Origin of the sequence: Flavipsychrobacter sp. (assembly GCA_041392855.1) — a bacterium.
GTDB lineage: Bacteria > Bacteroidota > Bacteroidia > Chitinophagales > Chitinophagaceae > UBA5543.
This window is the reverse complement of record JAWKLD010000001.1, coordinates 2,584,017-2,598,506: the sequence shown is the minus strand read 5'-3', so window position 1 is coordinate 2,598,506 and position 14,490 is coordinate 2,584,017. Positions and strand designations below refer to the sequence as shown.

Annotated in this window: 11 protein-coding genes; 5 read left to right on the top strand and 6 right to left on the bottom strand. The window is 34.9% G+C overall.

Going from position 1 to position 14,490, the window contains the following annotated elements; genetic code table 11:
- Positions 1-3: 3 nt before the first annotated feature.
- Positions 4-960, bottom strand: a complete 957-nt coding sequence (locus R2800_11990; protein ID MEZ5017768.1) for a glycosyltransferase family 2 protein — start codon at positions 958-960, stop codon at positions 4-6.
- Between the two features lie 74 nt (positions 961-1,034).
- Complete coding sequence (locus R2800_11985; protein ID MEZ5017767.1) at positions 1,035-2,303, bottom strand: T9SS type A sorting domain-containing protein; 1,269 nt, start codon at positions 2,301-2,303, stop codon at positions 1,035-1,037.
- A gap of 58 nt (positions 2,304-2,361) precedes the next feature.
- On the opposite strand from R2800_11985, the gene R2800_11980 reads away from it, so the two are divergent.
- The 3 genes from R2800_11980 to R2800_11970 all read left to right on the top strand — a co-directional run bounded on the left by R2800_11980 (position 2,362) and on the right by R2800_11970 (position 7,617).
- The gene (locus tag R2800_11980) at positions 2,362-3,672 is read left to right on the top strand and encodes a deoxyribodipyrimidine photo-lyase (protein ID MEZ5017766.1); all 1,311 of its coding nucleotides are present in this window, start codon (positions 2,362-2,364) and stop codon (positions 3,670-3,672) included.
- Positions 3,673-3,896: 224 nt separating this feature from the next.
- On the top strand, positions 3,897-6,869 hold the full coding sequence (locus tag R2800_11975) for a histidine kinase (protein MEZ5017765.1): 2,973 nt from the start codon (positions 3,897-3,899) through the stop codon (positions 6,867-6,869).
- On the top strand, positions 6,862-7,617 hold the full coding sequence (locus R2800_11970) for a LytTR family DNA-binding domain-containing protein (GenBank protein MEZ5017764.1): 756 nt from the start codon (positions 6,862-6,864) through the stop codon (positions 7,615-7,617). The genes R2800_11975 and R2800_11970 overlap by 8 nt, the downstream gene beginning before the upstream one ends.
- Positions 7,618-7,811: 194 nt before the next feature.
- On the opposite strand, the gene R2800_11965 is transcribed toward R2800_11970, so the two are convergent.
- Positions 7,812-9,350 carry a YifB family Mg chelatase-like AAA ATPase gene (locus tag R2800_11965; protein ID MEZ5017763.1) on the bottom strand — a complete coding sequence of 513 codons (1,539 nt, stop codon included), beginning with the start codon at positions 9,348-9,350 and terminating at the stop codon, positions 7,812-7,814.
- 101 nt (positions 9,351-9,451) lie between these two features.
- Here R2800_11965 and R2800_11960 point away from each other — a divergent pair, with 101 nt between their 5' ends.
- Both R2800_11960 and R2800_11955 read left to right on the top strand, forming a co-directional pair.
- Entirely contained in the window at positions 9,452-10,453 is a 1,002-nt protein-coding gene (locus R2800_11960) for a hypothetical protein (protein MEZ5017762.1), read from the top strand.
- Positions 10,454-10,488: 35 nt separating this feature from the next.
- The gene (locus tag R2800_11955; protein MEZ5017761.1) at positions 10,489-11,268 is read left to right on the top strand and encodes an enoyl-CoA hydratase-related protein; all 780 of its coding nucleotides are present in this window, start codon (positions 10,489-10,491) and stop codon (positions 11,266-11,268) included.
- Here R2800_11955 and R2800_11950 read toward each other — a convergent pair whose 3' ends face one another.
- From R2800_11950 to R2800_11940, 3 genes are all read right to left on the bottom strand, one after another.
- A complete protein-coding gene (locus R2800_11950; protein MEZ5017760.1) occupies positions 11,269-12,300 on the bottom strand; it encodes a glycosyltransferase family protein in 1,032 nt (343 codons plus the stop codon).
- A gap of 15 nt (positions 12,301-12,315) precedes the next feature.
- Positions 12,316-13,209, bottom strand: a complete 894-nt coding sequence (locus tag R2800_11945) for a UDP-2,3-diacylglucosamine diphosphatase (GenBank protein MEZ5017759.1) — start codon at positions 13,207-13,209, stop codon at positions 12,316-12,318.
- Positions 13,210-13,362: 153 nt separating this feature from the next.
- On the bottom strand, positions 13,363-14,382 hold the full coding sequence (locus R2800_11940; protein ID MEZ5017758.1) for a homocysteine S-methyltransferase family protein: 1,020 nt from the start codon (positions 14,380-14,382) through the stop codon (positions 13,363-13,365).
- Positions 14,383-14,490 lie beyond the last annotated feature (108 nt).

Genomic DNA, 14,490 nt, shown 5'->3' with positions numbered 1-14,490 from the left:
TGTTTATTCTGATAAGTTATCTTCTAATGACGTTTGGTCTATTACATACAGCGGTCGCTCTCTTACGTTATTAATAATACGACTGATGTATTCTCCTATTATACCCAGTGATAAGAGCTGTACTCCTCCAAGAAATGTGATACTGATAATTGTTGAAGCCCAACCAGGCAAGGTATTTTGCTCAAAAAAGAAGCCGTATAAAGCATAGACCCCTATAAGGAATGAAATAAAACAAACGATGAAACCCAAGTTGGTCGCTATTTTCAAAGGAGAATCTGAAAATGCAGTAATACCATTAAAGGCCAAACGTAGCATTTTTTTAAATGGATAGTTTGTAGTGCCAAATTGCCTTTCGTCTCTCTCAAACATTACATAAGTACTCTTAAAACCCAACCATGCTATCTGACCTCTTATGTATTTATCATACTCTTTCATTTTCTTCAAATACTCCAGCACATCACGACTTATTAATCTAAAATCTCCAACATCAAGTGGTATTTCGAATGATACAAGTCTTGCCATTAATCGGTAAAAAGCTTTTGCCGTTATCAGTTTGAAAAAGCTTTCGCCCTTACGTTTACTGCGTTTAGCATATACTACCTTAAAGCCATCTTTATATTCTTGATACATTTTTGGTATCAATTCAGGCGGGTCTTGCAGATCTCCATCTATCGTTACAATAGCCTTACCTGAAGAAAGATCCATACCGGCACTAATAGCTATCTGATGTCCAAAATTTCTGGAAAAACTGATATAGTGGAGGCGATCATCTTTATAGCAATGTTCTTTAAGATAGGGAAGGGTTTTATCCTTACTTCCGTCGTTGACAAATATTATTTCATAATGCTCGGTAATAGACTTAGCAGCGGCCACCATTCTTGACACCAACTGTTCAATGATCTCCTCTTCATTGAACACGGGTACTATTATGGAGAGTTCTATATTCTTGTTTTTCTGCATCTATTGGTATCTATATATTTTTAAAGCAAAGTAAATTTATCAAATTGTCAAGCAATTTACACGATACTGTCGGCTTATCTTTTTATTAGTTTCTTTATTAGTCTGTCTTTTCCTGTTTTGACCTGTAAAAAATATAACCCTTCCGGCATATTTCCCTCTATCACTATATTTTCAGATGTACTTTTTATTTCATGATTGTCATGTAATATCATACTCCCATCTATTGCGCATAGGCTTACAGTTACCTTATTGCCCACAAGTGATTCATCCCAGAAAATGCGAATCATATTATCAAATGGATTAACCACTTTTACCAGCTGCTTATTTTGCCAGTTCGCTGTAGCTATTCGTAATCCATTTTTAGGTTTTACTACAAAGTCGGCATATACCGGCAAATGATCAGACATCTCATAAAGTGCCTGTATCACATTTACGGGTGCAGATGTATTTGTAGGTATATCATTTATCGATTTATTAAAGTGCTTCCCGTCTTGCCCTAGCGTTTTGTACGAACCTGAAATATATTTTATACCTGAAGAATCATTTAAAATATGGTCGGATGTCAGAATGAAATCGAATCTATCATCCATACCACCAGAAACACCTCCATCTGTGAGGTTTGTACTTCTTGTCGACTGTGTGTGCAAATCTGCAAATGCATTATTGTTATGCCAAATACCTGCTCTATTTACGGGGTCGTAAAAGCGTGCATGAGTATTTATATGATTGCTCATACCCTTATATGCTTCTTCAGTATTTTCATAGATATTAAAATCTCCTACGAAAATATAATTGCCTCCTTTATTTAAACTACTCACATAGTTTGTTACTGTCTCCACTTCCTGCTTTCTAAGCTTTGCGCTATTGGTATCACTACTTGCTTTCAGGTGTGCGACTATCACGGTAAGAAAAACTGTATCAGTAGTAGACATAGCAACACCTCTATAATAAAACTTAAAAGCAATAATATCTCTTAGTAAATGGCTAACAGTAGTTTGGCTTATTAAAGCCAACTTGTCTTTTCTCCAAAAGAGCATATTGGTCTGCACCTGATTATTGGTATTTACATAAGTTCCTTTTTGCCAATTAGTATCAAGAACCGATGTGAGTATATTGTTTTGCAGAGACGCGTTTTGGTATATCTCGTTAGCGGAAAAAACATCCGGCTGCACATACTGTATTATGGTATTCAGGCGTATGTCTTTATAGAAAGAGGGGTTCACATTATCTCCATAATTCAGCAAGTTGTATTGAAGCAGCCTCAAGGTATCCGTCTGAGCAAAACCTGTGGTTATAAATGTAGCTACTAGCCCAATCGAATAAAGTAATTTTCTTACACCCATAACTATTATCAACTTTACTGAACTTATACTGGATAAAATACAACTATTATTATTGTATATGAGACAAAAAGTAGCAATATTCTGGTTTAGAAGAGATCTGAGGTTAGAAGATAATACGGGCTTATATCATGCTTTACAATCGGGGTATCCTGTAGTACCTATATTCATATTCGATAAAGCCATTCTTGATGAGCTTGAAGACACAAAGGATAAAAGGGTCACATTTATTTACAATGAGCTACAAAAAATTCAAACAGAACTTATAAATATTGGTAGCACACTAAACGTTTTTCACGATAATGTAATGAGTAGTTATGAAACACTGATTAATAAATATGAAATAGCAGAAGTATACACCAACGAAGACTATGAACCATATGCTATAAAAAGAGATAATGAGGTTGAAAATTTTCTAACTAGTAACAACATCGCTTTTAAAAAATTTAAGGATCAGGTCATATTCCATAAAGATGAAATTATAAAAGACAATGGCGAACCCTATGTAGTATATACTCCTTATAGTAAGAAATGGAAAACCGTTCTAAATAAAAGCTACTTAACCACATATAGCATTGAAAAACTAAGCGGTAATTTTTATCAACAAAAAACTATTAGCTTACCAGAACTTAGCTCTATAGGATTTGAACATATTGACTTTATCTCGCCATCGTGCGAGGTAAATGAACTAATAATAAAACACTACGATGAAACAAGAGATATACCTTCAATTAATGGCACTACAAAATTAAGTGTACACTTACGTTTCGGCACTATTAGTATTCGAAAGCTAGTTCATGATGCAATGCAACTCAACGAGAAGTACCTGAACGAATTAATTTGGCGAGACTTTTACCATATGATTTTATGGTACTACCCTAATAATGTTTCTGAATCTTTTAGAAAAGAATACGATGAAATACAATGGCGCAACAACGAACAAGAATTTGAAGCTTGGTGCAATGGACAAACAGGTTATCCAATTGTTGATGCTGGCATGAGGGAACTAAATGAAACAGGCTATATGCATAACAGAGTAAGAATGGTAGTAGCTAGTTTTCTTACCAAACATTTACTTATCGATTGGCGATGGGGAGAAGCTTATTTTGCTGCCAAACTTTTAGATTACGATCTAGCTGCTAATAATGGTGGCTGGCAGTGGGCGGCTGGTTGTGGTTGTGATGCTGCCCCTTATTTTAGAATATTCAACCCTTACTTACAAACCAAAAAGTTTGACCCTAATTTAAAATATATAAGGCAATGGGTACCCGAGCTTGAAGAACTGAACTATCCACAACCAATTGTTGAGCATGAGTTTGCCAGAAAAAGATGTCTGGAAACTTATAAAGTAGCATTAGATAAAGGCAAATAGTCTAAAAACCCTATCCACTATAAATGCGCTTTTTTAAGATGAAACAACCTTTTCATCCTTTTAACTAAAGACACTTTATATTCTATGTTTTAATAGTATTTGCACGACTTTTTTTTGATTATCATTGTGTTTTACAATTTATTATTGATACATAAAAGTCGACCATAAAACACCGATTGCACATATCGTTCTTCCTGTTATTTATCTATTTCGTAAGCATAAATGTGTGTGCTGCACAAAGTGAATTTGCCCATAAATACACAACTAGAAATGGACTTCCTAGTAATAATACATTCTTGGTTTCTCAAGATGATAACGGTTATGTGTGGGTTCCAACTTCCAATGGAATTGCAAAATTTAACGGCCAGCGATTTAAACACTTTTCAAAAAAAGATGGTCTACCTTCTAATGAAATATTTCACTCTGTATCGTTTAATAACCAAACATGGCTATACAATTATGGACCATTTATAACCTATATAACTAGAGATAGTATTTTCTCAAAACGCGTAACAAGCTATTTTCACAACCAGGAAATATTTACGACTCAGAACTTTTATGAAAAAAATGGAGTAGTTACTACTATAGACAAAGCAAACAGTACTTTACTTTTATCCTCTAAAGATTCTTTTTTCACCTACGATAACAGGATCTTATTAAACTACATTACAGCACTTAAAGACATAATACCTGACAAATTATGTACCTATAGATTTTTCCTACTACACACTTCTTCATCAATTAATAATGAGATATTAATGCTGGCTTATGACAGCACTTTTATTACCTATGACTATTATACTGACAAAGCGAAAAAAATAAATATTGATAGGGTTATTGATTTGAACTGGAGAAATAAATTATTAAAACCAACCTTATTTTCTAATTACATAACTTATACTGATGAAAGCGCAACTAACTTGCATTTCTTAAACTATAAAACAAATGAAAATATTGACCTCGAAATACCAAATGCCAGTAAAGGGAATAAAATAATATATTTTTATGCAGATAAGGATTCTAGTCTTATCATTAATACGTCACAAAACATTTTTATTAGAGTAAATAATGACATTAAACCAATAGACACTTTTAGTTGGAACCTGAATGAGCAAATATCCAGTTTCCATAAAGACAAATCTGGCAACAACTGGATTTCTACTGTTTCTGAAGGGCTATATTTTATAAGTAAATTTTATTTGCCCTTTAAAAAAATTAGCCTAGAATTTGAGACAGAGAAGATACTGAATCTTTATTCTCACGATAAACACTATTTCATTTTCGACATCAATTCAAACTTATACATCACTGATAAAAAGTTTCATTTACAAAAAAAAATCCATCTTCCCTTAGTTGATAAATCATACCCAAATATTTCAAAATATTGGTTTCATCCTGAAAATGACGGTGGCTACTATATAGCTTCTGCTTTTGGTAAATATTATTTAGACAGCAACTTTAACGCTATTACAAAGTTGCAATTACCCACATTTGTCTCTTGCAAAGACTTTACCTACATCAATTCAAGAAGTGAATATATTATTGCAAGCGGGTCCGGTATTTATAAAATTCGAAAAAACAAATCATCATTTTCTGTACAGTCAAGAAAGAAAATTTTCAATGGAGATAGAATTATGAATATTAGTGAATATAATGACCAATATCTCCTTGGCACAAATGATGCCGGTGATATCGTTTTTTATGACACTTCTTTACACATACATGATTCAATACACATAAATAATAATATAGTATTTTCTACAGTAGATAATGGTAATATTATTGTAGCTGTTGAAAGTGAAGGTGTGTATTATTATGACAAGACTTTAAAGTCAGTGAACCTCATTTTAGCAAATGAAAATCTTACCTATTTCAAAAATAGTGATAATGGATTTTGGGTAGGTAATGAGGCTTATATAGCAAAGCTCGTTTGGGATGGTAATAAATATACAGTAGACAAAAAGTACTTAAACCTAAATGGCTTGCTTTATAAAGAGATTTATAGCATTTCAGAAAATGACGGTCCAGATTTTTTGCTCTGTGATAAAGGTATCATTCAACTGCCCGATTCCTTTTTCTCCTATCAGGATAAATACTTTAACGAAAGCATTCACATCGCTTCCTTAAAAGTAAGAACTACTGATTCCTTCTTCTTTAATAGAACAGACTCCGTCTTTAAATATAAATACACACCCGAAAACCTAACCTTCACCTTCTCTTGTAACAGTACTGCTTTCCTTGGCAATGTTCACTACAAGTATTACATAGAAGGTAGCAGCTCTCGTTGGTTGACCTCAAATGATGGTATTATTAACTACCCAAGCTTAAAACCAGGTTCGTATACGATACACCTTAAAGCTGTAGTTAATAACCTTGACCTTAGTACTAATGAAAAAGTATTCGTTATTACTGTAACCCCAATGTGGTGGCAATCCCTACCTTTTAAGTTCTTCATCGGATTGATCATCTTAGGAGCCATTCTTTTTATTGTACAACTTAGAATTGCAGCCATTAAGAAGAAACAAGATGAACAATCTGATATCGATAAAAAAATATCTGCTTTAGAACTTAATGCACTGCAATCTCAAATGAACCCACACTTCATCTTTAACTCTCTTTCTTCTATACAGAGTTTTATCAACACTAATAAAAAAGATGATGCCAATGAGCTGCTACAAAAGTTCTCTCTGCTCGTAAGGCTTTATTTAGAGTTCTCTAGAAAACAAACCATCAGCATTCAACAAGAAGTTGACTCTTTAAAACTTTATACAGAAATTGAACAGTTAAGATTTAATAACAAATTCTCTGTCAATATTTATATCCGTGCAAACAATATCGACCCTAACGATACTTTCATACCACCTATGCTAGTACAGCCTTTGGTAGAAAATGCAATTAACCATGGACTCTATCATAGAATGGATAATAAAGGGGCACTAAAAGTATTTTTCCTCCTAAAAGAAAACCAAGTAACTGTTATCATTGATGATAATGGGATCGGAAGAATTGAAGCCAAAAAATTAAGAAACAAACTATTCCCCTCTATCGGAAATAAACTGATCGCTGATCGTATAGACATCTTAAACAAGTCTGGTAGAGCCAACGTTACATTCAAAGTAATAGACAAACTAAACAAAGACAATAGTTCAAACGGTACAAGAGTTATATTAACCCTTAATAATAACAATTATGATTAACGCTATTATCGTAGAAGATGAGATATCACTCAGAACATTAATGAGAAAATTTGTTCATGAAGTTGATCCCGATATCAATATTGTATCAGAATGTGAAAACATTAACGAAGCTCAAGAAGCCATCACTCTTTTTAATCCTGATATTATTTTCTTGGATATCATTTTACCCGGAGGAAATAGTTTTGAATTACTAGAACGACTACCCAACTTGAAATCTGAAATAATATTTGCAACCGCGTACGATAAATATTTACTTGATGCTTTTGAACATGCAGCTGTAGGTTATATTATGAAACCTATTGACAAGAAAAAACTCAAAACAGCTATAAACAATGCTAAAAACAGAATTGCTGAAAAGAAAAGTAATAACTTAAATGCGCTATTAGATTTTGTAAAACAAAAAACCGAGGATGCTAATCTTAAATCCATAGGCATACCTACACATGATGGTGTTACTTTCATAAATTATGATACTATAGAACGTTGTGAGGCTTATAAATCCTGTACAAAGATTCACCTTAATGATAACAGCTCGATCCTCAGCTCTTATAATCTTGGTAAGTTCAAAGAAATATTACCTAATGAACATTTTTTTCAAATACATAAATCGCATGTGGTATCATTTACGTACGTGAAAAAATACAACTCTAAGGAAAGCATGATAGAAATGATAGATGGGGAAGTACTTCCATTATCTAAATCAGTAAAAAAAGATTTTATTAGCCATTATAAAATTCCTAAAAGGTAGGCCTTAAAAGATAAAAAGGCAGTTTTGAGCCCGATAATACTATTTTGAATGGATGGCTGACTAAAAACCTACAACTACAAATTATAATTGTAAAAGGTTTTAGGTTAAATAGGAAGAGAGGTATGGCTTTAAAGTCATACCTCTCGCTTTTTCTTATTAAGAGTTAAATATACATACATAGTTACGGATATATTTTATCCTCCCCAGCCTTCTCTATCCAAACTTCGGTACTGAATTGCTTCTGCTAAATGTTCTGGTTTTATAGTTTCGCTTTCATCTAAATCAGCTATGGTTCGTGATACTTTGAGTATCCTATCATAGGCACGTGCAGATAAGTTTAATTTATCCATAGCCGCCTTAAGTAACTTCTGTCCTATTTCATTAATGACACATACTTCCTTTAAAAGCTTACTGCCCATTTGTGCATTACAGTAAACACCTTCATTTTTTTCAAAACGTTGCGATTGTATTTCTCTGGCTTTTATTACTCTGGTTCTTATAGCTGCACTCGGCTCCGATGTTTGCTCTGAAGAAAGCTGATTAAATGGAACAGGAGTTACCTCTACATGCAGGTCTATTCTATCCAAAAGTGGACCTGATATTTTATTTAGGTAGCGATGTACCATTACAGGGCTACAAGTACACTCCTTTTCCGGATGATTAAAAAATCCACATGGGCATGGGTTCATAGATGCCAACAGCATAAAACTAGTAGGGAAGTCTATACTTACTGCCGCCCTAGCTATAGAAACTTTTCGTTCTTCCATTGGCTGGCGCATTACTTCCAATACTGTTCGTTTAAACTCTGGCAACTCGTCTAGAAATAATACACCATTATGTGCCAATGATATTTCGCCTGGCTGTGGCACACCACCGCCGCCTACTAAAGCTACATCGCTTATAGTATGATGTGGTGAGCGAAAAGGTCGTTTTGATATTAAAGAAGTGTTAGACGCTAGCTTACCCGCTACAGAATGGATCTTTGTTGTTTCTAAAGCTTCTTGTAATGATATTGGAGGCAGTATTGTAGGTAAACGTTTTGCTAACATTGTTTTACCTGCTCCCGGTGGACCAATTAGTATTGCGTTATGACCGCCTGCTGCAGCTATCTCTAAAGCCCTTTTTACATTTTCCTGCCCCTTTACATCATTGAAGTCTATATCAAAATTATTCTGAGTATCGAAAAACTCTTCTCTTGTATTTACTGTTACCGGTTTTAGTTCAGTATCACCTTTAAAGAAGTCTATTACTTCTTTTATATCACTCACACCATACACATCCAGATTATTTACCAATGCGGCTTCTCTTGCATTCTGTTTTGGTAATAAGAAACCTTTATACTTTTCTTGTCGCGCCTGTATTGCTATAGGCAAAGAACCTTTTATTGGCTGTAAAGAACCGTCTAGAGATAGCTCTCCCATGATCACATATTGGTCTAGTGCATCTGCGGGTATCTGTCCTGTTGCAGCTAATATGCCTATTGCTATCGGCAAATCGTATGCAGAGCCTGCCTTCTTAATATCAGCAGGGGCCATGTTAATTACAATTTTAGTGCGCGGCTTTTCATAACCGTTATTTTTTAACGCCGCCATGATACGCTCCAGACTTTCTCTAACCGCATTATCCGGCAAGCCTACTATAAAATAACCTGTTCCTTGTGCAGTATCTACTTCTATTGTTATCGTTATTGCTTCTACACCATATACCGCGCTTCCAAATACTTTTACTAACATAGCTTTCTTGATGAGCATTGAAACTACAAAACATCAGCGCGATTTAATACTTTAAAATAAGTTTCTACTATTTTTTGAATATTTTTAAGAAAACCTAATACATGCAACTCTCCGCAACAGACAGAATAGACATTGTAAACATTGGACTTATGCTGCTATCCTGTGTTATCGCTATGCTTATTCCCTTTGAACTTTTTCTAATTGTATATGCATTTTTGGGACCGTTGCATTATTTAACAGAGATATCATGGTTGCACGATCGTAACTATTTTACAAAAGGGAAGTATGACGCAGTAATACTATTAGGTGTAGGTGTTCTTTTAACCCTGAAATATTTTGGAAATGAGCTGGGTTTGTTTTTCCCCGATAACTTTGATGCAAACCTTATGTTCATCGCATTATTAAGTGCATTGATATTTGTAACGGTTAAAAACCCTATTTATAAAATTGGAGGGATCGTTGTTCTTGTAATTGCATCAAAGGTTGGCCAGCAGTTTAATATGTTTCTCACCACTTTTATTCCTACATTAATTCATGTTTATGTCTTCACAGGGCTCTTCATGCTGTATGGAGCAATTAAAAGTAAAGGTCGTTTTGGGTTACTCTCCGTTGGCGTTCTTATTCTTTGCCCTATTATTCTTTTCAACATCTACCCTGATACTGCTTTCTATCCTCCAACAGAATATAGCAAAGGCGCGTATGATCTATTCAAGCACCTCAATATTGTATGGCTAAGACTTGTTGATGGAGTTCCAAGACAAAACTCTATGGAGGCTTGGGATAGTATTATTTATAGTTCCAAAGGCGGTATTTTATTAATGCGTTTTATTGCCTTTGCTTACACTTATCATTATCTGAACTGGTTTTCAAAAACCAAAGTCATTCAATGGCACAATATTCCCAAGTGGCGTTTTGCAACAGTGATAGTGGTCTGGTTATTCAGTATTATACTATATATACAGAGTTACAAGTTGGGGCTTCAGTGGTTGCTATTCCTCAGCTTTATGCATGTATTATTAGAGTTCCCTCTAAATTTCATTAGCATACTTGGTATAGGCAATCATATAAAGACTAAGATTTTTAAAACTGCTACTACCAGTTAATAGGTTAGGATTGAAAACTCATTTATTTTTACATTATGAGCAATACAATACTTTACAAAATAGAAGACGGGGTAGCTTATATTTCGCTTAACCGTCCTGATAAATTCAATAGCTTCAATCGTGAAATGGCTTTGGCTTTTCAAAGCAAATTAGATGAAGCTGAAAAAGATGAAACCGTAAGATGTATCTATGTAACAGGTACCGGAAAGGGCTTCTGTGCAGGTCAAGATCTATCAGAGGCTATTGACCCTGATGGACCAGAGTTAGAAAGAATTGTAGAAGAGCATTACAACCCTATTATTAGCAGATTGCGCAACATAGAAAAGCCAATAATTGCAGCGGTAAATGGTGTTGCTGCTGGCGCTGGTGCCAATATTGCCTTGGCTTGCGACATTGTATTAGCTACTCAAAGTGCCTCTTTTATACAAGCATTTAGTAAAATAGGCTTGATACCTGATAGTGCAGGAACATTCTTTTTGCCTAAGCTTATAGGTATGCAAAGAGCAAGTGCCTTAATGATGTTAGCAGATAAAGTTACTGCTGACGAATCGGTAACAATGGGTATGATATATAAATCATTTGCTGACGAAAGCTTTGAAGAGGAGAGTAAAGCTATTGCTAAAAAGCTGGCAACTATGCCTACTAAAGGTATTGGACTTACAAAACGATTATTAAACGAATCTCTTTACAATACATTTGAAGAACAAATAGAAAGAGAAAAGATCGTACAAGTGGAAGCAGGTAGTACTTACGATTTTCAAGAAGGGGTTAGCGCCTTTTTAGAAAAAAGGAAACCAGAATTCAAAGGTAAATAACTATGCAGGGCTTAATGCTGATTTAGCCTTCACTAGCTTTCGAGGTGCTACTTGCTCCTTTATCATTTTAGCAATTACCTTTTCAATATTATCAGGATAGTTTACTTCAACTGGATTGCCATTAGCGATCCAGTTTTCTATTTGTGGGTAGTACTTTTTACCTAAAACTTCTATTACGGGAACACCAATTTCTTCTAATGCTGCTGCATTGCATTGTTGTTCATATTGTTGTAGCATTGGTATCGCCAATACTTTTTTACCTAAGTGCAATGCTTCAGCAGGTCCCTCAAAACCAGCGCCACATAATACACCTTTACTACTAGCCATACTTTTAATGAAGGTCTCATTTTCTATTGGTGTTACAGTTATATTTTTAAATTCGAATGGACTCTTATTATGTTTTGAAAAAACCTGCCACTGTACCTTATCAAAGTGTGATAAATGTTTTACAATATATTCATCACTATATGCCGGTAAGTATACGGTATAGTGTTTGCCTTCCTCAGGCTTAGTATTTCTTATCTCTTTTCTAATAACTGGCGTGAAGATATTATCATCGTATTCCTCAAAATGAAAACCATATGCCGCAGTAGTTGGGGCATAGTATTTTAAAACCAATGTCCCTTTTAAATCCTTCTTTCTAGGCTTGGGAGAGTTCTCATTAATCACTGCACATTGGTGGCTTAAACTCACACAAGGAATATTTTTTCTTTTACACGCCCATGCTGATACGGGTTCAAAATCGTTTACTACTAGATCATACTCTTCTACCGGTAAGGACTTGATATCTCGTAGTAGCTTAAACAGCTTTATAGATTTTGCTGTCTTTAAAATATCAACACCACCTTTACTCCCAAAAATAAAGCTCATACCATATAGCTGATACTTTATCGAGTAAGGAAGTTTTACATCTGCTTGTATACCACTTACCAAAACATCTACCGTTCCATATTTTTTCAACTCAGGATATACATCTCTTGCACGACTTAAATGTCCATTCCCTGTACCCTGTATTGCAAATAAAATTTTCATGAGCTCTTTATAGGCTTACGCAGCTTCTGTATTTCCCGTTAAGTCACTAAATCCTTGTTGTAATTTTTCCTCTCTATTTATATGCAATTCATATAGTAGGTTGTTAAGTAGCTCTTTGGCATTTTCTTTTTGTCCCTTATTATTGATCTCGATCTTTTGTGCTACCGGATCCTCAGCATATTTATATAATGTCCAGCTAGAGTTATTATATTCCAAAGTAGTTAAGTTTTCTATCCAGTCTCCCGAATTCATATAAGTCACAGTACCTTTTTCCGTTTCTACAGATCTTACCTCAGGCTGATGTATATGTCCACAGATCACATAATCGAAATTATTTTCTGCCGCTATATCACAAACTGTATTTTCAAATTGATTGATAAACTTAACTGCACCTTTCACGCTATTCTTTATTTTTTTAGATAAAGACACTTTGCCTCTCCCCATCTTTTGAGATAGAAAGTTGACAAGTCTATTTATTAATATAAGAGTGTCATAACCAACAGCACCCAACTTAGCCAACCATTTACTATGTTGCATCACTACATCAAAAACGTCTCCATGAAAAATCCAGACGTTGGCATTATTTATCTTTAGCGAAAGTTTATTGGATATTTTAAGAGAGCCCAGTTGAAAGCCGTCAAACTTTCTTAGCATCTCATCATGGTTACCTGTTATATAGTACACAGGTATTTCTTTTGCTATTAAGCCTACCAAATGCTTTACTACCATCATATGCGTAGCAGGCCAATAGCGTTTTTTAAACTGCCATATGTCTATAATGTCACCATTAAGTACTACCGCCTTAGGCTTTATACTTTTTAAATACTGTAGTAACTCTTTTGCATGACACCCATATGTACCTAAATGGATGTCTGAGAGGACTACAATATCCACTTCTCTTTTTGCCATATTGTTTAAAATATTAACGGCGTACTAACCCTGTAGCTACAAAGAGAGGAGTTTAGTGTGAATAGACTATTAAGTAGGCATTAAGCATGCGTTAATTAAAAAGGGTTGGTAGCTAGCTACCAACCCTTTTAGATCTTATTGAATACTGGTTTTTTAAACTGCTGCCAGTTCTGGTTGTGTTCTAGGTGTCAACCCTTTCACTGCCTGAGCAATAGCTCTTATATGGTCGGGCGTTGTACCGCAACAGCCTCCTACAATATTTACCCATCCTTCTTTTGCAAAACCACTTACTATATCCGCTGTTATTTCAGGGGTCTCATCATATTCTCCCATAGCATTTGGCAAGCCAGCATTAGGGTGGCAGCTAACTTTGCATGAAGCCAAGCCTGCAAGCTCCTCCACATATGGTCTCATTTCTTCTCCGCCAAGTGCACAGTTTAGACCAATAGATAGTGGGTTAGCATGAGCTACCGAAATATAAAATGCTTCCAGTGTTTGACCGCTTAATGTTCTACCCGAAGCATCGGTAATTGTACCCGATATCATAATAGGGAGTTTTTCTTGCTTTGTATCTCTAAAATATTTTTCGATAGCAAAGATGGCAGCCTTACTATTTAGCGTATCAAAAATTGTTTCAATCAATAATACATCAGCACCACCATCAACCAAGCCCTTTACTTGTTGGTAATATGCATCGGCTACTTCATCAAAAGTAACTGCTCTATAACCGGGGTCATTCACATCTGGCGATAGCGATAGCGTAACACTCATTGGGCCAATGGCTCCTATTACAAATCTCTTTTCTCCTGGGTTGTCTTTTTCGTAAGTGGCTACTGCTTCTTTAGCAATTTTAGCAGAGGCAACGTTTATTTCATAAGCCAACTCTTGCATACCATAATCTTTCAACGACATGGCATTGGCATTAAAAGTATTGGTCTCTATCATATCGGCACCTGCATCCAGATACTCCCTATGTATTGATTTTATGATCTCGGGTTGTGTTAAAGACAAAAGGTCGTTATTCCCTTTCAGGTCTGAAGGCCAGTCTTTGAATCGTTCACCTCTATAGTCTTCTTCAGCAAGTTTATGTTGCTGAATCATGGTACCCATAGCCCCATCTATCACCATTACCCTATCCGACAGTATTTTTCTTATTTCACTATTAGAACTCATGCGGCAAAATTAGATAATAATCCTACAACAATCTTTATAAACATGTAGATAATATTTATTTACGTTGTTATGCCATCTATAAAAAAAGAGGTCTGTTATAATAACAGA

Coding starts and splice junctions, on each gene's coding strand:
- R2800_11990 (MEZ5017768.1), bottom strand. CDS start 960: ATGCAGAAAAACAAGAATATAGAACTCTCCATAATAGTACCCGTGTTC.
- R2800_11980 (MEZ5017766.1), top strand. CDS start 2,362: ATGAGACAAAAAGTAGCAATATTCTGGTTTAGAAGAGATCTGAGGTTA.
- R2800_11945 (MEZ5017759.1), bottom strand. CDS start 13,209: ATGGCAAAAAGAGAAGTGGATATTGTAGTCCTCTCAGACATCCATTTA.
- R2800_11985 (MEZ5017767.1), bottom strand. CDS start 2,303: ATGGGTGTAAGAAAATTACTTTATTCGATTGGGCTAGTAGCTACATTT.
- R2800_11940 (MEZ5017758.1), bottom strand. CDS start 14,382: ATGAGTTCTAATAGTGAAATAAGAAAAATACTGTCGGATAGGGTAATG.
- R2800_11960 (MEZ5017762.1), top strand. CDS start 9,452: ATGCAACTCTCCGCAACAGACAGAATAGACATTGTAAACATTGGACTT.
- R2800_11970 (MEZ5017764.1), top strand. CDS start 6,862: ATGATTAACGCTATTATCGTAGAAGATGAGATATCACTCAGAACATTA.
- R2800_11955 (MEZ5017761.1), top strand. CDS start 10,489: ATGAGCAATACAATACTTTACAAAATAGAAGACGGGGTAGCTTATATT.
- R2800_11950 (MEZ5017760.1), bottom strand. CDS start 12,300: ATGAAAATTTTATTTGCAATACAGGGTACAGGGAATGGACATTTAAGT.
- R2800_11965 (MEZ5017763.1), bottom strand. CDS start 9,350: ATGTTAGTAAAAGTATTTGGAAGCGCGGTATATGGTGTAGAAGCAATA.